Source organism: Nitratireductor sp. (assembly GCF_017794765.1).
Classification (GTDB): domain Bacteria; phylum Pseudomonadota; class Alphaproteobacteria; order Rhizobiales; family Rhizobiaceae; genus Nitratireductor.
The window spans coordinates 2305094-2323018 of the sequence record NZ_CP051236.1 but is presented as its reverse complement, the minus strand read 5'-3'; the positions used below and the strand labels follow the sequence as shown (position 1 = coordinate 2323018).

Genomic DNA, 17925 nt, shown 5'->3' with positions numbered 1-17925 from the left:
GCGCGTTCTGGAGAATATCGGTGCGCGCTGGATTGACCGTCAGCGGTCTTCTGGACTGGCTTTACCAGGAGTTCCCGGATGAAGGCCACGATCTCGATAGTTTCACCTCCTTCCTGGGCGTATGCTGCGGGCGCTTCCTTGCCCTGCAGCTCACAGGCGACATAACCGGTGGCCGGACGGTCTCCATCCGGTCGCTGGACGCAGTCTCCGTGCTGGCGCTCGAGGAAGCACACCTGCGCGGCAGGACAATGGTGGGAAGCGCATTTCAGATACCGGATGGCAGCCCGACTATGGGATCTGACTGAATATGAGCGATGCGTTGACGCCGCCGAAGCCGAAGGCGTTCGACAGAACATGACGGAGTTTCCGGTGGCTGGGTTTTCCGGCCACCATATCGAAACGGGACGCTGCTTCATCGGGGTTTTTCAGGTTCAGCGTTGCGGGCACCACCCCTTCGCGCAGTGCCATCACCGAAAAGATCGCCTCGATCGCCCCCGCCGCACCAAGAAGGTGCCCGGTGGACGACTTGGTGGCGGCGATGGCGAGCGCCTTCTCCCGACTTGCGAAGACGCTGCTGATCGCCGCGAGTTCCGCCGCATCGCCGACCTCGGTCGAGGTGCTGTGGGCGTTGATGTGATCGATGTCTTCGGCGGCCAGGCCGGCCATGGACAACGCCTGGCGCATCGCCGCGGCCGCGCTGCGCCCGTCAGGATGCCCGGCCGTCAGATGATAGGCATCCGCAGTGGTGCCATAGCCGGCCAGAACCGCCAGCGGCGTTGCCCCACGGGCGCGCGCATGACTTAGCCGCTCGATAACGAGAATGGCGGAGCCCTCGGCCAGAACGAAGCCGGCGCGGTCCCTGTCAAAGGGACGTGAGGCCTCTTCCGGCGCATGGTTGAAGGCGGTGCACAGAGCCCGGGAGGCGGCGAAACCGCCTATGGAAATCGGGTCTACCGACCCTTCCGCGCCGCCGCACACCACCACATCCGCCTCGCCTGTCAAAATCAGCCGCAAGCCGTCGCCAATGGCCTGCCCGGCCGCGGCGCAGGCGGTGACCGGCGCACCGATGGGACCAGTGAAACCGTAGCGGATCGATACCCAGCCGGCGGCGAGATTGGCCAGAAAGGCCGGGACCGTGAATGGCGACAGGCGACGCGGCCCCCGGGTCAGAATCGTCTTCACCGCTTCCGCCATCAGTGGTGAACCGCCGACACCCGTGCCGATGATGATAGCGGTTCTGGCGCGCGCGCCTTCATCCTCCGGCATCCAGACGGCCTGCGCCAACGCTTCGGCGGTTGCCGCCAGGCCATATTGGATGAAGCGGTCCATTTTCCTGATGTCCCTGGCGGCAACCCACTCGCGCGGGTCAAATCCATGAATGTCCGTCTCCTTGGGCGGAACAAGGCCAGCAATGGTGCAGGAGAAGCCGGAAACATCAAATCGATCATTGGTAACGATGCCGCTGCGCCCCTCAAGGAGGCGACGCCAATTGGTTTCAACACCGACACCCAAAGGGCTGACCACCCCCATCCCCGTCACCACTACCGGGTCTTTGTGGACCATTGCATTTTTTCCTCTTTAGCTTTCGCATTCATAAGTCGTGTAATTACACCAGTGTATCTACACTTTTTATTGCGGAAAAATATCGTGCCTTGCCTCACGCGGCTTAGCCCGATGTCAGTTTTTTAAGCGCGACGAGCATGTCCTGATGGTCGTGACCGGCGAGTAGCTCACGCAGCTCCGCCTGTGCCATTTGCCAATGGGGGGTGATCTCGGTAACCAGCCTGCGGCCCTGTTCGCTCAGAAGGAAACGGCGTCCATTGCCCCTGGTCGCGGGAACAGCGCGAACAAGACCCTTCTTCAATAGAAGTTCCAGATTGCGCAGAAGCGTGGTGCGATCGGTCGCCACCCGTTCTGCGGTGCGGCTGACGGGTTCGTCGAACTGCCTTGCAAGGGTGGCGAGGATGGCGAATTGCACCACCGAAACGCCGAAGGGACGTAACTGTTCATCATAGCGGCGCGTCATCGAGCGCGCCGCCATCACAGTGTTCATCAAAAGACAATCATCGGCCACATAATCCATCGGGCGGACAGTATAGTGTATCTACACGGTGTCAAGCGACAAAATGCCGGGTGGCTTCTTTGCGGTTCTCATCAGGAATGCTATAGGGCAGCCGACCTTTCGCGGGGGGAGTTCCTCTCTGCGCCTTTCAAACCACAATTGCGGAGCTTTTTCATGGGTAAGATCAAGGTGGACAATCCGGTCGTCGAGCTCGACGGCGATGAGATGACACGGATCATCTGGCAGTTCATCAAGGAAAAGCTGATCCACCCCTATCTCGACATCGATCTGAAGTATTACGATCTCGGCATCGAGGCGCGTGACGCGACCGACGACCAGATCACCGTCGATGCTGCCGAAGCGATCAAAAAATATGGCGTTGGCGTGAAATGCGCCACCATCACGCCGGATGAGGCGCGCGTCGAGGAATTCGGCCTGAAGCGCATGTATCGCTCCCCCAACGGCACGATCCGCAATATTCTCGGCGGCGTGATCTTCCGCGAGCCGATCATCATGAAAAACGTTCCGCGCCTGGTTCCCGGCTGGACGCAGCCGATCATCGTGGGCCGCCACGCCTTTGGTGACCAGTACCGCGCCACCGACTTCAAATTCCCTGGCAAGGGCAAGCTCACGATCAAGTTCGTCGGCGAGGATGGCGAGACCATCGAGCACGAAGTGTTCGACGCCCCCTCCTCCGGCGTGGCCATGGCCATGTACAATCTCGACGATTCCATCCGCGATTTTGCCCGCGCTTCGATGAACTACGCGCTGATGCGCAAGGTGCCGTGCTACCTCTCCACCAAGAACACGATCATGAAAGCCTATGACGGGCGCTTCAAGGACATCTTCCAGGAGATCTACGAGACCGAATTCGAGCAAAAGTTCAAGGAAGCCAAGATCACCTATGAGCACCGTCTGATCGACGACATGGTCGCCTCGGCGCTCAAATGGTCGGGCGGTTATGTCTGGGCCTGTAAGAACTATGACGGCGACGTGCAGTCCGACACGGTGGCGCAGGGTTTTGGCTCCCTTGGCCTGATGACCTCGGTGCTGATGACGCCGGATGGCAAGACCGTGGAAGCGGAAGCCGCACACGGCACGGTGACACGCCACTACCGCCAGCACCAGAAGGGCGAGGAAACCTCGACCAACTCCATCGCCTCGATCTTCGCCTGGACCCGTGGCCTCGCCCACCGCGCCAAGCTGGACAACAACAAGGAACTGGCGAACTTTGCCCAGACGCTGGAAAAGGTCTGCATCGACACGGTGGAATCCGGCCACATGACCAAGGATCTGGCACTGCTCATCGGCCCCGATCAGCCGTGGCTTTCCACCACCGGTTTCCTCGACAAGATCGACGAAAACCTGCAGAAGGCAATGGGATAGGCCCCCACTCCTTACGCATAGCAGATGATCAGGCCGCGGTTTCGACCGCGGCTTTTTCGTTTGGCAAGAAAAAACGCGGGCCTCTATGAGCCCGCGCATAGTCGATCTTCCGTCCCGGGCGTTGCGCTCAGCCTTCCATCGCGGCCTTGACGGCGGCGATGGCCTCGGCCGCTCTGGAACCATCCGGGCCCCCGGCCTGTGCCATGTCGGGGCGGCCGCCGCCACCCTTACCGCCGATGGCGGCGGAGGCAACACGGACAAGATCGACCGCGCTGAAGCGCTCGATCAGATCTTTCGTCACGCCAACCACGACGCTGGCCTTGCCTTCTTCCGAGGTCCCGACGAACACGGTGACGCCAGAGCCAAGCGAGGCCTTGCCATCATCGGCAAGCGGCTTCAGATCTTTTGGCGAAATGCCCTCGACCACGCGGCCCATGAAACCCACGCCAGCGACGGTTTCCCTGCCGCCCTCAGCGGCCCCGCCCCCGCCCAAGGCAAGCTTGCGGCGCGCTTCCGAGAGTTCGCGCTCAAGTCTGCGGCGTTCCTCAAGGACAGTCTCCAGGCGCGTGGCCACATCAGCGGGCGCGACCTTCAATGCGCCGGCAGCAAGTTTCAACTGCTGCTCCTGCTGGCCGAGATAATGTCGTGCGGCATCAGCCGTCAAAGCTTCGATGCGACGCACGCCCGAGGCGACGGCACCTTCGGACACGATACGGATAAGGCCGATGTCGCCCGTGGCCTTCACATGCGTGCCTCCGCAAAGCTCCAGCGAGTAGGTCTTGCCGGCCCTGTCGCCCTCGCGCGCGGTACCCATGGACACAACGCGCACCTCGTCGCCGTATTTTTCACCGAACAGCGCCATGGCGCCAGCTTCGATCGCGTCGTCGACAGCCATCAGGTGCGTCTCGACAGGTGCATTCTGCAAAACGATGGAATTGGCCATATCCTCCACACGAGCGAGTTCATCGTCCGATATGGGTTTTGGATGCGAGAAGTCGAAGCGCAGGCGCTCCGGTGCAACGAGCGAGCCCTTCTGCGCCACATGGGTGCCAAGCACTTCACGCAACGCTTCGTGCAGGAGGTGCGTGGCGGAGTGGTTGGCACGGATGCGCGTGCGACGCGCGTGATCGACCTTCAACGCGACCACGTCGCCGTTCCTGACCCTGCCGCTCTCGACACGGCCAAAATGAACGAGAAGCCCGTCGCCCTTCTTCTGGGTGTCGGTAACGACAATTGAAAAGCCTTCTCCCGAGATAAGGCCGGTATCGCCCACCTGACCGCCGGATTCGCCATAGAACGGGGTCTGATTGGTGACGATAGCCACCTCGTCGCCCTCAGCGGCCTCGTCAACCATGGCGCCGTCGAGCACCAGAGCTGACACCACGCCTTCGGCGTCCTCGGTCTCATAGCCGAGAAAATCGCTGCCGCCTGTCCTATCCTTGACCGCGAACCAGACGGCCTCGGTGGCCGCTTCGCCGGAGCCTGCCCAGTTCGCCCGCGCCTCGGCCTTTTGACGTTCCATTGCGTCATTGAAGCCGCCGAGATCCACATGGATGCCGCGCTGGCGCAGTGCATCCTGCGTCAGGTCGAGCGGGAAGCCATAGGTGTCGTACAGCCTGAACGCGGTTTCGCCGTCGAGAAGGTCGCCCTCTCCCATCCCGCTGGTGGCGTCGGACAGGAGCGTCAGGCCGCGCGCCAGCGTCTTGCGGAAACGGGTTTCCTCAAGCTTCAGCGTCTCGGTGATGAGCGCCTCACCGCGCACGAGTTCGGGATAGGCGCGGCCCATCTCACGCACGAGCGCGGGTACCAGGCGCCACATCAGCGGATCTTTCGCCCCCAGAAGCTGCGCGTGACGCATGGCGCGGCGCATGATGCGACGCAGCACGTAGCCGCGCCCCTCATTGGACGGCAGAACGCCATCGGCAATCAGGAAGCTCGACGCGCGCAGATGATCCGCAATGACCTTGTGGCTTGCATGCTGAGCGCCCTCGGCCCGTACGCCGGTTGCCTCCTCGGAGGCGTGGATGAGCGCGCGGAAAAGGTCAATGTCGTAATTGTCGTGAACACCCTGGAGAACAGCCGCCACGCGCTCCAGCCCCATGCCGGTGTCGATGGAGGGGCGCGGCAGGTTTACCCGCTCGTCCGGCGTGAGCTGCTCGAACTGCATGAAGACGAGATTCCAGATCTCGATGAAGCGGTCGCCATCTTCGTCAGGACTTCCGGGAGGGCCGCCGGGAATATGATCGCCGTGATCATAGAAGATTTCCGAACAAGGGCCACAGGGGCCGGTGTCGCCCATGGCCCAGAAATTGTCATTCGTGGCGATGCGGATGATGCGGTCGTCGGGCAGGCCGGCAATTTTCTTCCAGAAGCCCGCCGCCTCATCATCCGTATGGTACACCGTGACCAGGAGACGTTTGGGATCCAGCCCAAACTCTTTCGTCACGAGGTTCCACGCAAGCTCGATGGCTCGGTCCTTGAAGTAGTCGCCAAAGGAGAAATTGCCCATCATCTCGAAGAAGGTATGATGACGGGCCGTGTAGCCAACATTGTCGAGATCGTTGTGCTTGCCGCCGGCGCGCACGCATTTCTGTGCCGTTACCGCCCGATCATAGGGTCTCGTCTCCAGGCCGGTGAAGACGTTCTTGAAGGGGACCATGCCGGCATTGGTGAACATAAGGGTCGGGTCATTGCGCGGCACGAGCGGGCCAGAGGCCACGATCTCATGTCCGTTTTTCTTAAAATAGTCGAGAAAGGTCGACCGGATGTCGTTGACGCCACTCATGATTCAGCCTTTGCGAGAAGCCCGCCCAGACAAGCGGGGAACAGAAGCCCGCCTTTTAACGTCAGCGTCCGGGCCTGTCCAGAAATCCCGTCAGGATACGATCATACAGGCAGGTTAAGCCGGCATAAAAAAACACCGCCAGCAGCTGGCGGTGTTCTGATGTCACCGGATTGGATCAGGCCGGCTCCCCAGCGCTGACCGAACCCGCGAGAGTGAGAGCCCTATTCCTGAGCGTCCTGAGCGTCCTCAGCGTCCCCACCATCCTGGTCGCCCGGCCCCGTATCATCGAGGAATTTCTCGGCAATCAGGCCTGCATTCTGACGCAACGCCAGTTCGATCTCCTGCGCTGCCTCGGGATTGTCGCGCAGGAACTGCTTGGCGTTCTCGCGCCCCTGCCCCAGACGCTGGGAGTTGTAGGAAAACCAGGCACCTGATTTTTCAACGATGCCGGCCTTCACGCCGAGATCGATCAGTTCGCCCGTCTTGGACACGCCCTCACCATACATGATGTCGAACTCAACCTGCTTGAAGGGCGGCGCCATCTTGTTCTTCACGACCTTGATGCGGGTCTGGTTGCCCACCGTTTCGTCACGATCCTTGACGGAACCGATACGACGAATGTCGAGGCGCACCGAGGAATAGAATTTTAGCGCATTGCCGCCCGTGGTCGTCTCGGGAGAACCGAACATCACACCGATCTTCATGCGGATCTGATTGATGAAGATCACCATGGTCTTCGACCGGGAGATGGAGGCGGTAAGTTTGCGCAGCGCCTGGCTCATGAGACGGGCCTGCATGCCCGGCAGGGAATCGCCCATCTCACCTTCGATTTCGGCGCGCGGCGTAAGCGCGGCAACCGAATCGACCACAATCACATCCAGCGCACCGGAGCGCACGAGTGTGTCGCAGATCTCAAGCGCCTGCTCACCCGTGTCGGGCTGAGAGATCAGGAGATTCTCGAGATCGACGCCCAGCTTGCGGGCATAGACAGGATCGAGTGCATGCTCGGCATCGATGAAGCCGCAAATCCCGCCCTTCTTCTGGGCCTCGGCAACCGTGTGAAGCGCCAAGGTCGTCTTGCCTGAGCTTTCAGGACCGTAAATCTCGACAATGCGGCCGCGCGGCAGCCCGCCGATGCCCAGGGCAATATCGAGGCCCAGCGACCCGGTGGAGATGGTCTCGATCTCGACCACCTGATCATTGGCGCCAAGCCGCATGATCGATCCCTTGCCGAAGGCACGTTCGATCTGCGATAGCGCCGCATCCAGAGCCTTGGTTTTGTCCACCGAATTATCCTCTACAAGCCGCAATGAATTCTGAGCCATGATACAACACCCCTTCGAGGTCAATGGAGGCGGTTCCGCCAAATCCGCGATAGCCATCTGTACCCTTTTTGTTCTATTTTTGCAATAGGCAGTAGAGCATTGAAAAAACAGCATAAATGCATTTTGTTCTATTTTTGTACGCCTGAATTCACAATCTGTGCCCGCTCTCGGGGCTCAGATGCCCGGGCAGAGAGCGGGGGGATATCACCGCGCCAGGCGATTCGGGAAGCGGCCCGATGAACGTGACCAGCCCACCTCGACTCTTTGCTGTCGGCGGCGCCCACATGGACCGTCGCGGACGTCTCGATGCGGCACACATTCCCGCCACTTCCAACCCCGGACGCATGCGCGAAGAGGTCGGCGGAGGAATTTTCAATGCTGCGTGCATGGCTACCCGGCGCGGTGTGTCCGTATCGCTCCTTTCACTGCGGGGCGGGGATGCAGCGGGCGAAGCCGTGGCGCGCGCGGTGGAGGAAGCCGGTTTCGAAGATCTCTCGGCGACCTTTCTCGACCGGGTGACACCAAGCTACACTGCTATTCTTGATCATGACGGCGAGCTTATCACCGGTCTTGCGGATATGGCACTTTATGATGTTGCGTTCGCCAAGCAGATGAGCCGCTCGAAAACGCGGGACGCTGCTGCTGGGTCCGATGCCATACTCTGCGATGCCAACCTGCCCCTGGAGGCACTGGCGCAGCTCGCATCTATCCGCGGAGCCGCGCCTCTTTACGCGATCGCCGTCTCACCAGCAAAGGCCAGGCGGCTGATACCCGTTTTTTCCGGACTCTCCGTGCTTTTCATGAATGCGCGTGAGGCGCGCAGTCTTGCCGGGCTTCAGTCCGCAGCTTCGATCCCGCTGGCGGTGCAAGCGCTGCGTGATCTCGGCCTGCGCGCCGCCGTCATCACCGAGGGCAGCGCCGCCGTGACGGTATTCACGCCCGAAAACCAGTGGCAGATCGAACCGCCACAGCTGGATGCCCTCGTAGATGTGACCGGCGCCGGCGACGCGCTGGCTGGTGCAACCGTTGCAGCCCTGATCCGTGGCCTGTCCATTCAGGAGGCCGCACGCGAAGGCGTGGCCGCCTCTGGACTTGCTGTTGGCTCCGCCTCGGCAGCGCCCGAATTCGATAATAGCGCCTTCGATGCGGCGCTCGCGCGGGTGCCCGCCCCGCGACCTGTCTGATAAAGGAGTTTTCCCGTGCGTTCCAACAACATTATCGATGTCCATGCGCCGGTCGCCGAAGCCCTTGCCGAAGGCAAGCCGGTGGTGGCACTGGAGAGCACCATCATCACCCATGGCATGCCCTGGCCGCGCAACAACGAGATGGCCGGAGACGTGGAGGCACTGATCCGCGAGGAAGGCGCCGTCCCCGCCACCATTGCAGTGGTCGACGGACGGCTGAAGATTGGTCTGTCGGATCAGGAACGCGAAGCCCTGGCGCAGGCGACGGATCCGATGAAGCTGTCGCGCGCAGATCTGGCCTTTGCCATTGCCGAGGGGAAAAGCGGCGGCACGACCGTGGCCGCGACAATGATCGCCGCGCACATGGCTGGCATACATGTTTTCGCCACGGGCGGCATCGGCGGTGTTCACAAGGGAGCTGAGACGAGCTTCGACATTTCGGCCGATCTCGACGAATTGTCTCGGACACCCGTTATCGTCGTCTCTGCAGGGCCGAAGGCGATACTGGATACCGAGAAGACGCTGGAAGTGCTGGAAACCCGGGGCGTTCCCGTAATCGCCTTTGGTACCGACACAATGCCAGCCTTCTGGTCGCGCCAATCCCCCTATCCCGCACCGCTACGCCTCGACACGGCCGAAGCCATCGCGCGTTTTCAGGCGACCCGCGCGGCGCTCGGGATCGACGGCGGCATGCTGATCGCCAATCCGGTTGCCGCGGAAGACGAGATCGCTGCCGATGTGATGTCCGGACATATTCTGACGGCACAGCGCGAAGCGAACGAAAAAGGTATATCGGGCAAGGATGTGACGCCATTCCTTCTGGCCCGGATTCTGGAACTGACGGGCGGCGCGAGCCTCGTTACCAATATTGCGTTGGTAAAAAACAATGCGCGGCTCGCGGCGCGCATCGCCACGGCGATGGCCGCCGGATAGCATTTCCCAAAACGGAAAAGCCGCCAGCTGGTGCCGGCGGCTTTTCTGTCTTGCATATAGCGTGAGGGATCAGGCGCCGGTGAGCGGCGACAGGCGAATCTCCACGCGGCGGTTCTGTGCGCGGCCTTCCGGCGTCGCGTTGGAGGCGATCGGCTGAGCCTCGCCCTGGCCGATAATCGCAAAACGCTGGCTGCTCGCGCCCTGACCAATAAGGTAATTGGCAACGGCCCCGGCGCGGCGCTGTGAGAGCTCCAGATTGTAATTTGCATCGCCCGTGGAGTCGGTATGACCAAAGACGTCCACCAGCGTGCGATTGTATTTCTGAAGAACCAGAGCGACGGAATTCAGCGTGGAATAGAAGGCCGGCTGAATGTTGGCCGAGTCGGTTGCGAAGGTGATGTTGGAAGGCATGTTGAGGATGATGTAGTCGCCCTGGCGGGTGACACTCACGCCGGTACCCTGCAACTGGCCACGCAACTGCGCTTCCTGCTGGTCCATGTAGGAGCCGACCGCGCCACCGGCCAGTGCGCCGATGCCTGCGCCGATCAGCGCGTTGCGACGATCATCGCCACCGGCCAGAAGTCCAACGCCTGCACCCGCCAGCGCACCAAGCGCAGCCCCGCCGGCCGTGTTGGAGATCTTCTGCTGACCGGTGTAGGGATCCGTGCTGGTCACGCAGCCGGCAGAAAAGCCTGCCACGAGCGCAACCGCGATGGATTTCTTCAACATAGTCCGTATCCTCACTTTTCAATATCTGCGACTGGAATCGCGCGCAAATCGCCCCTTAAGCCCCCGTGTATCACAAATCGGGCGAAATTCGGCGCGGTTTTCGTCAAACTATATGCGAAGTTTAGAAAAATGCATCCCGTCGCGGACGTGTGCATCAATCGTTTCTGTAGAGCAGCCAGTTCTTCATGAACTTGCCCCTGGGAATGCTGGAGAACAGGGTAACGCGGTTGCGCCCGTCCACCTTGGACGCATAAAGCGCCTGGTCCGTCTTGGCGTAGAGTTCATCGGCATTGGCAGCATCGGTTGCCATGCATACGCCAAGCGATATACGAATGGGCCCGCACTTGCGAGCGCCGGATCCTACAACGAATTCGGCCTTTTCGACGGCGAGGCGCATCGTTTCCGCAAGTTTCACGGTCGCCTCCTCAGTGAGACCTTCCACGATGATGGCGAACTCCTCTCCACCCGTTCTCGCGACAAAACAGTCGTCTACGCACTGGGTCTTGAGAATCTGGGCGACGCCCTGCAGGATCTTGTCGCCAACGGGATGACCGTATTGATCGTTGATCGCCTTGAAACCGTCGATATCTGCAAGGATCAGCGCGTTGAACATGACAGAGCGCTGTTCGTCGAAGATGCCGGCCATGCGCTTGTCAAAGGCCCGGCGGTTCCAGATCCTCGTCAAGGGATCGGTATCGGCAAGGCGTTTGTACCTCTGGAGCTGCGTGCGCATTGCTTCAAGCTCGCTGGATTTTTCTTCCATGGCCTGCGTGATCTGACGTCCCTGGGCGATCGTCGTCTCCGTGGCAGCAGCCATGATGCCCACGATCTTGCGCATGAGATCGTGGGTAATGGCGCTGCGGCCGTTGAGCCCGTTGGAGGTCTGATCAAGGATCACACCGAACTTTTCCAGCGAACTGCGCTCGCGGCCAAGCAGCGACAGAATTTCCTGCGCTCGCGTGGCGATCTGCTCCTGCGCATCCTCGACGATGGCTTGCCGGTTGTTCTGCGTGAAGTATTTGAGAGCCAGCTTGTCCAGGGCTTCCTGGGTCGGGCGGCCGTTCAACGCTTCGAAATCGCGCACAAGATCGCGGTTCGAACCGGTAAAGACCTCGTAAAAAATCTCGTAATTGCGCGGCAGACCGGTCACCCCCATGCGGCGCATGGAGCCTGCAATCATGCCGGCAATGTCGGTGGGCCCCTTCTCCGGGGCGCCTGAAGTCTGCAACATGCGCCGTCCACCTTCCCCCAAAGGCATGACTGTCAGACACCACGCAAGAGTGGAGCCGATGACAACCGTGAGTACCCTATTTTACATCAGCTAACGCAGGGTTAACCTGCTGCGTCCCGAGAGGTTCAAACCGGGTCCCACACGGGCGAGAAGTCGTAGTCGCAGATGCGAACCCCTCGGTGCTGCAAGGCGGAGATAGAGCGCATTTCCTCAGCACCTAGCGAAAAATCGAATATGTCTGCGTTCTCGGCCAAACGCGCTGGATTGCTGGTCCGTGGAATAGCGATCACGCCTTCCTGCTGCACATGCCAGCGCAACACGATCTGCGCCGGTGTCTTGCCATAGCGTTCAGCCGGACCTGCCACCTCCGGTTGCGAGAACAGATCACCGCCCCGCGCCAGTGGGCAATAGGAGACCATTGCCATACCTGCGTCGCGGCACGCGGCATATACCCGGTCCTGCTTCAAAAAAGGATGATACTCAACCTGATTTGCAACGAGGGGGGCTTCGGAAAGGCGAACCGCCTCGGCCAGAAGATCTGTCGGAAAGTTGGACACGCCAATATGGCGCGCGGCTCCGATCGCCCTCACGCGGTTCAGGGCCTTCATGCTTTCAGTGAGGTCTACATCCGGGTTCGGCCAGTGGATCAACAGAAGGTCGACATGGTCAAAGCCCAGCCGCGACAAGCTCGCCTCTGCGGAACGCTCAAGGTCACCAGCCGCGATGTCGGTCCACCAGACCTTGGTGGTCAGGAAAACATCGTCCCGCTTCACTCCCGAGGCACGAATGCCCTGGCCAACGGCTTCCTCGTTGTCATAGGCGGCAGCGGTATCGATATGGCGGTATCCAACCTTCAACGCATGCGAAACGAGCTCCGTGCAGGCCTGCCCCTTCAAAGTCCAGGTTCCCATTCCCAGGACCGGGATGGATGCACCGTTCGTCTCAACTGTCTGCATTGAAAACCTCTCCGTCTTTCGGCCACTTTTAGCGCCGACTAATATAATCACAACATAAAACAATGATTATACCGGGGCGATTACACGATGCGGCACCAAGCGGCCGGCAAATCACGCATCGAAGCCATTGATATCGCGCGCGGCGGCGCACTCATCGCCATGGCAGTCTATCATTTCAGCTGGGACCTTGAGTTCTTCGGCTATATGGACGCTGGCACCACGGTCTCCGGCGGATGGCGTCTTTTTGCACGTGCCATCGCATCCTCCTTCCTGTTTCTGGTTGGCGCCAGCCTGTTTTTAGCTCATCAGAAACGTATCCGCTGGGCGGGCTTCCTGAAACGCCTGGCCATGATCACCGTGGCTGCGGCCGCAATCTCGGTCGCGACCTGGTTCGCTCTGCCGCAGGGCTTTATCTTTTTCGGGATCCTGCATCACATTGCGGTGGCAAGCCTGCTCGGTCTCGCCTTTCTGAGCTTTCCGGCCTGGCTTCTTTTGGGGCTCGCCGCCGGGTTTTTCGCTGCACCCCATGTGTTTAGCGCGCCATTGTTCGATACACCGGCTCTTTGGTGGGTCGGACTTTCCACGTTTCGTCCCCCGTCAAATGACTATGTCCCCCTGGTTCCCTGGTTCGGAGCCGTCATTGCCGGCATCGCCGCCGCCCGCATTGCAAAAGAGACAGGTTTTCTTCACGCGATTGCCCTTCTGAAGCCGGGGAACTGGCTGGCCCCCGTCGCCTTTGCGGGTCGCCATAGCCTCGCCTTCTATCTTCTCCACCAGCCAGTTCTCATTGCATGCGTCTGGGTGTTGGCCCAGGTCTGGCCGCCGGCAGTCGCGCCTGCCGATATCCGCTTTACACAAGAATGTACGCGCCAATGCGGGGAAGCGCGCGATGCAGGCTTTTGTGCAACCTATTGCGCGTGCTTCACCAACACACTGGAAACCGAGAATCGTCTTGACCTGGTCATGTCGGGCAAGCCGGGAAAAGAGATGCAAAGCCGCTTGAGCCAAATCGCAACCGAATGCACTATGCGTGCAGAAGCGGGGAGCGATTTCACGCAGCGGGACCTTACGAATGAACGACCCTGAACGGCAACCGGCTCGATTTCCATGGCCACCTGTCATCTATCTGGCGGCAATTGCCATCGCCGCAACGCTGGGCGTGTTCTATCCGCTGGGATGGTTCGGCCCGCCGCTTGCAGACATACTTTTTGCCATAGGCTGCCTGCTCATCGTCGGATTCGTGATACTCGACGTGCAGGCCATGCGGACGCTCCACAGGGCGGGAACGGCCATCCTGCCCACGCGCGGCGCAGATGCACTGGTCACGAGCGGGCCATTCGCGATCAGCCGAAATCCTATCTATCTCGGCAATTCAATGCTTCTTGCAGGGATCGCCCTGGTATCGGGCAATCCATGGTTTCTCCTGCTTCTCGCCATCGCCTGCTTCCTGACGCAAAAGCTCGCGATCGAGCCTGAAGAGCGCCATCTCGCAGTGCGATTTGGCAAAAAATATCGGGATTATCAGAAACGTGTACGCCGCTGGTTCTAAGCGGTCGCATCACAATCAGGTTGTCACACCAAGTTCCGCCAGGCGCTCCACGCAGGCTTCTTCCGCGCGCGCCAATTCTTCAAGTGTGTCTTCGAGATCCCGGCGCTTCTGGCGCAAATCCTGCTGCTTTTCAGAAATCCGGGCGAGCATGAGCTTCAGCTGCCCGATCTCTCCAGGTGGCGCCTTGTAAACCTCTATGATCTCGCGAATCTCGGCAATCGAAAAACCAATACTGCGTCCTCGCAAAATCTGCCGCACGAGGTGCCGGTCGGACGGCCGGTAAAGCCGCGTGCGACCGCGGCGAACGGGCTTGATCAACCCTTCATCCTCGTAAAAGCGCAGCGTCCGTGTGGAAATCCCGAACTCACGCGTCAGCTCGGTGATGGAGTAGTAATCGCGCATTGCGCCCTGCCCTTTTATGACGGCTCCCCTGACGCCCATGCCGGACGTTGCCCCAATGGTGAGTGCCGCATTATTCTTTTTCCGGATGATGCGGCAGGCTGTGACCTGCCGATGCCCGCCCCGCTTTATCTCCAAACTGGAGCATTTGTTTAGCGAGGAAAAACAAAGTCGCACGGTTCTTACGTAAAAGTCAATTTCCTGAACCTTATGTGTGGGAACTCCGGGAAAGAGCGCGCTCGATACATGGACGCGCACCGGCTGCCGGTTCGCCAAGGCGGACAATTGAGGCCGGATAACGCGGCGGACGAGTCCGTTGGCGGAACCGATGAATACAATTTCGGGAGCGGATGGGACAGCCGGCTTGCGCATATAGTGTGGGAAACCAGACAGTGAGCCGCCCCATCGGTCGCATGGACAGACGCCGAAGCGGGCGTGGCCCTACGGCACATTTTATCGCTGAGCTATGAAAGCAGGCCAGTTCGCGCAGATTGAGCAGGCGCGGGCAGAATGCTCTCTGACAAGGATCAACCAGCTTGCAACAGCGCCACGCCCATAGCGCCAGCGATGCGATGATCGACGGTTCCTATGCCTGGTTCCGTATGACGATTGCATTGCTTCTGGGCACATTCGGCACGGTGGGGCTGTGGGCGTTCGTGGTCGTTCTGCCACCCATCCAGGCAGAGTTTGGTGTCGATCGGGCGGCCGCCTCCCTGCCCTATACGAGCTCGATGATCGGCTTTGCACTGGGCAACGTGCTCATCGGGCGGTTTGCAGATCGAATTGGTGTGGCGCTGCCCGTGGCCATCGCGGGGGCCGTGCTTGGCGCAGGCTTTGTCGCCTCCAGCTTCACAACCGCACTCTGGCAGTTCGTCATTCTGCAGGGGCTGATCGGGCTTGGTGGATCGGCCTGTTTTGGCCCGCTTCTGGCCGACATCTCCCACTGGTTCGAAAAGCGGCGAGGAATCGCCGTGGCGGCAGTGGCCTGCGGCAATTATCTTTCGGGCGTGCTTTGGCCGACCGTCATCAAATTTGCGCTGGAACACACAAGCTGGCGGGTGACCTTTCTTGGCATCGGCATTTTCTGCATCGCCAGTATCGTGCCGCTGGCCATGCTCATGCGGGCCAGACCCGATGTGAATCAGGCTGACGACATCGCAGCCGCCCATTTACGGCGCCCCGGTGGACGAAAACCGATCGACCTTTCACCCCGAATGCTGCAAACGCTTCTGGTGCTTGCCGGGCTGGGCTGTTGCGTCGCCATGTCGATGCCGCAGGTTCACATCGTCGCCTATTGCATCGACCTGGGCTTCGATATCGCGCGCGGCGCGGAGATGCTGTCTCTCATGCTGGGCGCGGGAATCGCCAGCAGACTGGTCTCAGGTCTGCTCGCCGACCGTATCGGCGGTGTGCCGACACTGTTGATCGGGTCGGTTCTGCAATGCCTCTCGCTGTTCCTCTACATTCCCTTCAACGGGCTCGCCTCGCTTTACATGGTTTCGTTCATCTTCGGTCTGTCGCAAGGTGGCATCGTGCCCAGCTACGCGATCATCGTGCGTGAGTATCTGCCGGCGCGTGAAGCGGGTCAGCGCATGGGCGTCGTGATCATGGCCACCATTATAGGCATGGCACTTGGGGGATGGATGTCGGGCTGGATTTATGACCTGACAGGCTCTTATCAGGCCGCTTTCCTTAACGGGATCGCCTGGAACCTCGGCAATATGGCCATCGCCATTTTCATTCTCTACCGCGCGCGCCGCTCGGCAACGCCCCTGCCCGCCTGAACTAATGAACTATATCCCAAACCACCAGGTGGCGAGGCCGAGGAAAGCGAGGAAGCCGACCACATCAGTGACTGCGGTGACGAAAACCGCCGATGCCACCGCCGGGTCAGCGCCAACGCGATCAAGCAGGAGCGGAATGAGGATGCCGCCAAGGGCAGCGACGAACATGTTGATTATCATCGCCGCAGCAATGATGCCGCCCAGATTGTAGTCCTGGAACCAAGCGGCCGCGACCACGCCGATCAGCGTTGCGAAAACGACACCGTTCAGGAGGCCGACCCCCATTTCACGACGGATGATGCGGCCGGCATTGTAAATGTCGATGTCGCGGGTGGCGAGCGCGCGCACCGTGACGGTCATGGTTTGTGACCCGGCATTCCCACCCATGCCAGCGACGATCGGCATCAGGATCGCGAGCGCGACGACTTTCTCGATCGTGTCATCGAAGAGGCCGATTACGGAAGCTGCCAGGAATGCGGTGATCAGATTGACCATAAGCCAGGGTACGCGTGAGCGCGCAGCGGTCCAGACACGGTCGGAAAGCTCTTCGTCGCCGACGCCGCCGAGGCGCAAAAGGTCTTCCTCCGCTTCCTGCTGGATAACGTCGACCACGTCGTCAATAGTGAGCACACCGACCAGGCGTTCGTTCTCGTCAACAACCGCAGCCGACAGGAGATCGTATTTCTCAAAGATCTGCGCCGCTTCTTCCTGGTCCATCGTGGCCGGGATGGCGTGGCGCGTCTCGCGCATTATATCCTCGATTTTCACGCCACGTTTCGTGCGCAGGATGCGATCGAGGTCGACCGCGCCCACGAGCCGGAATGTGGGATCGATGACAAAAATCTGCGCGAAGCTTTCCGGGAGGTTCTGCTCCTCCCGCATATAATCGATGGTCTGGCCAACGGTCCAGAACGGCGGCACAGCGACAAACTCCGTCTGCATGCGCCGGCCGGCGGTCTCCTCCGGGTAGCCCAGGGAACGGCGCAGGCGCACGCGCTCCGTGAAGGGAAGCTCGGCCAGAATCTCATCCTGGTCCTGCTGGTCGAGGTCCTCCAGAATATAAACGGCGTCGTCCGAATCCAGCTGCTCAACGGCGCGCGCCACTTGTTGATTGGGCAGGTTTTCCAGAATTTCGAGACGGATTGCCTCGTCCACCTCGGTCAGCGCGGTGTAATCGAAATCATCTCCCATAAGCACGACAAGCGCGAGGCGCTGGTCGGGAAGAAGAGCTTCGAGAAGATCGCCGACTTCGGACTGATGAAGCGCACCGATCTCCTGACGGAGGGTAATGGTGTCCCGGTCGGCAATCGCTGCACCGATATGGGCCAGAAAGGGTGCCGCCACCACACCATCCGCATCATAGATGCCCATTGCCTCCGCGCCTTCGGCGCCGGCGTCTTCGTTCAGTCCTTCGGGTTCGCTCAAATGGACCTCCCTGGTGGGATGTGGGCTCTGCGAATGGGCGCAGTCTTCTTTCGGCAATACAGATGCGTGTGCCACACGGCAACCGGGGCACCATGCTTTCCGCCGTAGATTTTTGGCTGTGGCCGGGCCTTCCCGCGCGGCAGGAACACATCTCCCCCTCGAACGTTAATGCGTTGC

At 60.4% G+C, this 17925-nt stretch carries 16 protein-coding genes; 7 read left to right on the top strand and 9 right to left on the bottom strand.

Annotated elements, in window-relative coordinates:
- Positions 1-20: 20 nt before the first annotated feature.
- Positions 21-305 carry a hypothetical protein gene (locus tag HF949_RS10980; RefSeq protein ID WP_292895121.1) on the top strand — a complete coding sequence of 95 codons (285 nt, stop codon included), beginning with the start codon at positions 21-23 and terminating at the stop codon, positions 303-305.
- Here HF949_RS10980 and fabF read toward each other — a convergent pair.
- Both fabF and HF949_RS10970 read right to left on the bottom strand, forming a co-directional pair.
- Positions 289-1563, bottom strand: coding sequence for a beta-ketoacyl-ACP synthase II (gene fabF, locus HF949_RS10975; RefSeq protein WP_292895118.1), 1275 nt, complete (start codon positions 1561-1563; stop codon positions 289-291). The two genes, HF949_RS10980 and fabF, sit on opposite strands and share 17 nt — an antisense overlap.
- A gap of 103 nt (positions 1564-1666) precedes the next feature.
- On the bottom strand, positions 1667-2053 hold the full coding sequence (locus HF949_RS10970; protein ID WP_292895094.1) for a MarR family winged helix-turn-helix transcriptional regulator: 387 nt from the start codon (positions 2051-2053) through the stop codon (positions 1667-1669).
- A 183-nt stretch (positions 2054-2236) separates the two neighbouring features.
- On the opposite strand from HF949_RS10970, the gene HF949_RS10965 reads away from it, so the two are divergent.
- On the top strand, positions 2237-3448 hold the full coding sequence (locus HF949_RS10965; protein WP_292895091.1) for an NADP-dependent isocitrate dehydrogenase: 1212 nt from the start codon (positions 2237-2239) through the stop codon (positions 3446-3448).
- 127 nt (positions 3449-3575) lie between these two features.
- Here the strand turns inward: HF949_RS10965 and alaS are convergent, their stop codons facing one another.
- Together alaS and recA are read right to left on the bottom strand one after the other, a co-directional pair.
- Entirely contained in the window at positions 3576-6233 is a 2658-nt protein-coding gene (gene alaS / locus HF949_RS10960; protein WP_292895088.1) for an alanine--tRNA ligase, read from the bottom strand.
- A gap of 221 nt (positions 6234-6454) precedes the next feature.
- Entirely contained in the window at positions 6455-7558 is a 1104-nt protein-coding gene (gene recA, locus HF949_RS10955; protein ID WP_292895085.1) for a recombinase RecA, read from the bottom strand.
- 236 nt (positions 7559-7794) lie between these two features.
- On the opposite strand from recA, the gene HF949_RS10950 reads away from it, so the two are divergent.
- Both HF949_RS10950 and HF949_RS10945 read left to right on the top strand, forming a co-directional pair.
- Positions 7795-8742 carry a carbohydrate kinase family protein gene (locus HF949_RS10950; protein ID WP_292895082.1) on the top strand — a complete coding sequence of 316 codons (948 nt, stop codon included), beginning with the start codon at positions 7795-7797 and terminating at the stop codon, positions 8740-8742.
- Positions 8743-8757: 15 nt separating this feature from the next.
- On the top strand, positions 8758-9675 hold the full coding sequence (locus HF949_RS10945; protein WP_292895079.1) for a pseudouridine-5'-phosphate glycosidase: 918 nt from the start codon (positions 8758-8760) through the stop codon (positions 9673-9675).
- Positions 9676-9744: 69 nt separating this feature from the next.
- Here HF949_RS10945 and HF949_RS10940 read toward each other — a convergent pair whose 3' ends face one another.
- The 3 genes from HF949_RS10940 to HF949_RS10930 all read right to left on the bottom strand — a co-directional run bounded on the left by HF949_RS10940 (position 9745) and on the right by HF949_RS10930 (position 12591).
- On the bottom strand, positions 9745-10404 hold the full coding sequence (locus HF949_RS10940) for an OmpA family protein (protein ID WP_007009806.1): 660 nt from the start codon (positions 10402-10404) through the stop codon (positions 9745-9747).
- A gap of 154 nt (positions 10405-10558) precedes the next feature.
- Entirely contained in the window at positions 10559-11635 is a 1077-nt protein-coding gene (locus HF949_RS10935) for a GGDEF domain-containing protein (protein ID WP_292895069.1), read from the bottom strand.
- A gap of 125 nt (positions 11636-11760) precedes the next feature.
- Positions 11761-12591 (bottom strand): aldo/keto reductase, encoded by an 831-nt coding sequence (locus tag HF949_RS10930; RefSeq protein WP_292895066.1) that lies wholly within the window; start codon positions 12589-12591, stop codon positions 11761-11763.
- An 87-nt stretch (positions 12592-12678) separates the two neighbouring features.
- Between HF949_RS10930 and HF949_RS10925 the strand changes: the two genes are divergently transcribed.
- On the top strand, positions 12679-13677 hold the full coding sequence (locus HF949_RS10925; protein WP_292895063.1) for a DUF1624 domain-containing protein: 999 nt from the start codon (positions 12679-12681) through the stop codon (positions 13675-13677).
- Positions 13664-14140 (top strand): methyltransferase family protein, encoded by a 477-nt coding sequence (locus tag HF949_RS10920; RefSeq protein ID WP_292895060.1) that lies wholly within the window; start codon positions 13664-13666, stop codon positions 14138-14140. Before HF949_RS10925 ends, HF949_RS10920 begins: the two co-directional genes overlap by 14 nt.
- Before the next feature lie 15 nt (positions 14141-14155).
- Here HF949_RS10920 and HF949_RS10915 read toward each other — a convergent pair whose 3' ends face one another.
- On the bottom strand, positions 14156-14542 hold the full coding sequence (locus HF949_RS10915) for a MerR family transcriptional regulator (RefSeq protein WP_223022609.1): 387 nt from the start codon (positions 14540-14542) through the stop codon (positions 14156-14158).
- A 569-nt stretch (positions 14543-15111) separates the two neighbouring features.
- On the opposite strand from HF949_RS10915, the gene HF949_RS10910 reads away from it, so the two are divergent.
- Positions 15112-16323: an MFS transporter gene (locus HF949_RS10910; protein WP_292900128.1), complete on the top strand. Its 1212-nt coding sequence runs from the start codon at positions 15112-15114 to the stop codon at positions 16321-16323.
- Between the two features lie 9 nt (positions 16324-16332).
- Here the strand turns inward: HF949_RS10910 and mgtE are convergent, their stop codons facing one another.
- Positions 16333-17748, bottom strand: a complete 1416-nt coding sequence (gene mgtE, locus HF949_RS10905) for a magnesium transporter (protein ID WP_404933211.1) — start codon at positions 17746-17748, stop codon at positions 16333-16335.
- Between the last annotated feature and the right edge of the window lie 177 nt (positions 17749-17925).